Annotated in this window: 3 protein-coding genes; 2 read left to right on the top strand and 1 reads right to left on the bottom strand. The window is 39.9% G+C overall.

What is annotated here, in order from left to right; all coding sequences use genetic code 11:
* Positions 1 to 632: exopolysaccharide biosynthesis polyprenyl glycosylphosphotransferase (locus tag AC1DPZ_RS26100; RefSeq protein ID WP_477409001.1), on the top strand; the 632-nt coding region annotated here is incomplete at its 5' end.
* Position 633: 1 nt separating this feature from the next.
* Entirely contained in the window at positions 634 to 1,416 is a 783-nt protein-coding gene (locus tag AC1DPZ_RS26095) for an ABC transporter substrate-binding protein (protein ID WP_477408999.1), read from the top strand.
* A gap of 59 nt (positions 1,417 to 1,475) precedes the next feature.
* Here the strand turns inward: AC1DPZ_RS26095 and AC1DPZ_RS26090 are convergent.
* Positions 1,476 to 2,034, bottom strand: a 559-nt coding sequence (locus AC1DPZ_RS26090; protein WP_477408997.1) for a sulfatase-like hydrolase/transferase, incomplete at its 5' end; no start/stop codon positions are given.

The following is a 2,034-nucleotide window of genomic DNA, read 5'->3' as shown; positions in this document are numbered from 1 at the left end:
CTGTAATATCGGTAAGACCTGAGCCACTCGAAAACATGCTTAACAGGTTTATAAAACGCCTTTTTGACGTTACGTTTTCGTTATTTATTATCCTGTTTGTTTTTAGCTGGTTATTCCCTATACTCGCAATCCTTATCAAATTGGAGTCAGATGGACCAGTGTTTTTTGTGCAGGAGCGATCAGGCAGGGACAACAAACCATTTAAGTGTTATAAGTTCCGGAGTATGCGGGTCAATAAAGATTCGGATAAAAAGCAGGCTATACGCGGCGATTCGCGTATAACCAAAACAGGTGCTTTTATCCGCAAGACCAGCTTAGATGAATTACCTCAGTTTTTTAATGTGATTCTGGGCAACATGTCTGTAGTAGGGCCAAGGCCACATATGATAAGTCATACACAGCAATATTCACAACTGATAGATACCTTTATGGTAAGGCATTTTCTTAAACCAGGCATCACCGGCTGGGCGCAAATAAATGGTTTAAGAGGCGAAACCCAAACTACCCAGGCTATGCTTGAGCGTGTGGAGGCTGATGTTTGGTACCTGGAGAACTGGTCGTTCCTGTTGGACATGAAAATTGTTTTCCTAACTTTCTGGAATGCGTTAAGGGGCGAGAAGAACGCGTTTTAATATGGCTGTATTTCACGATCAGCTAAATCGTGCGATAGAATTATCTACCGTTCCTAAAAAGATCATATCTGTTGTTCCGTCCCAAACCGAGCTGTTGTTTTATTTGGGACTGGATGCCAGTGTTATCGGCATTACTAAATTCTGTATCCATCCGAAGGAAAAAGTTAAAACAGTAACTAAAGTAGGGGGAACCAAGCAGTTGAATATCGATCTGATCAGATCTTTAAACCCCGATCTCATTATTGCCAACAAGGAAGAGAATGAACGCGGCCAGGTTGAAGAGTTAATGAAGATATGCCCGGTTTGGATAAGCCATATTTATGATCTTGATACTGCACTTGAGATGATCCGGAATGTGGGTTTAATAGTTGACCGCGGCGAGGAAGCAAAAACTTTATGTAATGATATAAGCCATTGTTTTAGCACCTTGAGGTTCCCTGGTTTAAATCTTAGAGTAGCCTATTTCATATGGCGAAAACCCTACATGGTAGCTGCTAAAGAAACTTACATTGATAGCTTGTTGCAAAAGTGCGGCCTGATTAACGCTTTTGAAACAAGCAGGTATCCTGAGGTTTCAGCAAAGCAACTGGTTAGGGTTAATCCTGATGTGGTGTTTTTGTCATCTGAGCCTTATCCGTTTAAGCAAAAGCATGTTAATGAATTTAAACAGTTGCTGCCAGAGGCGAAAATCATTTTAGTTGATGGTGAAATGTTTTCCTGGTATGGGAACCGGTTGCTATTGGTGCCAAAGTATTTAAAAGAGCTGATGGAAAAAATTGCTTAAGATTACTATTTACTGCCGTTGCATCAGTTAAGCACCAACATCGGCTAAATAATCAAACGTTATTGCTTGTTTAGCTTCCCGTTTACAATCCTGTCTGTATAATCCTGGATAAAAGCTTTACAATCAAGCACACCCTTGTTCATTTCGGGGTTTAGTGTGCCATTCGCCAGGTTTTTTTCTAACCCTTTATCAGCAGCCGTAAATATTCCGGTAATTGTTTTTCCATCAAATAAATAAATATAATTGCCCTGCATAAGCTGGTAAATATTGCCTGGCGAATTTATTACTCTTGGGGTTTCGGCGGGTACATTATTGATTAAACTTCTGCCCCATGATCGGATAGGTTTATTATAGCCTATCAGATCAACTATTGAAGGGTATATATCCATCTGTGAAGCCAGATCTGTTCTTACACCTTTTAACGCATAGGTCTTATTTGCGCTGTAAAACAAAATTGGAACAGCAAAGCGGTTAATTGGCTTGCTATATTCAGGGTAATACGTTTGACTGGTATGATCGGCGGTTATAACAAAAATTGTGTTACTGTACCAGGATTGTGTTTTTGCGTAATTAAAAAATAACCGGAGCGAGTTGTCTGTATATTGTACGCATTTATCA

Source organism: Mucilaginibacter sp. P4_G9, from assembly GCF_056400985.1.
The sequence above is the reverse complement of the archived record's forward strand: the minus strand, read 5'-3'. Positions and strand labels throughout refer to the sequence as shown.

Bases quoted from the DNA above. Each gene is read 5' to 3' on its own strand.
- AC1DPZ_RS26095 (WP_477408999.1), top strand. From the start codon at position 634: ATGGCTGTATTTCACGATCAGCTAAATCGTGCGATAGAATTATCTACC.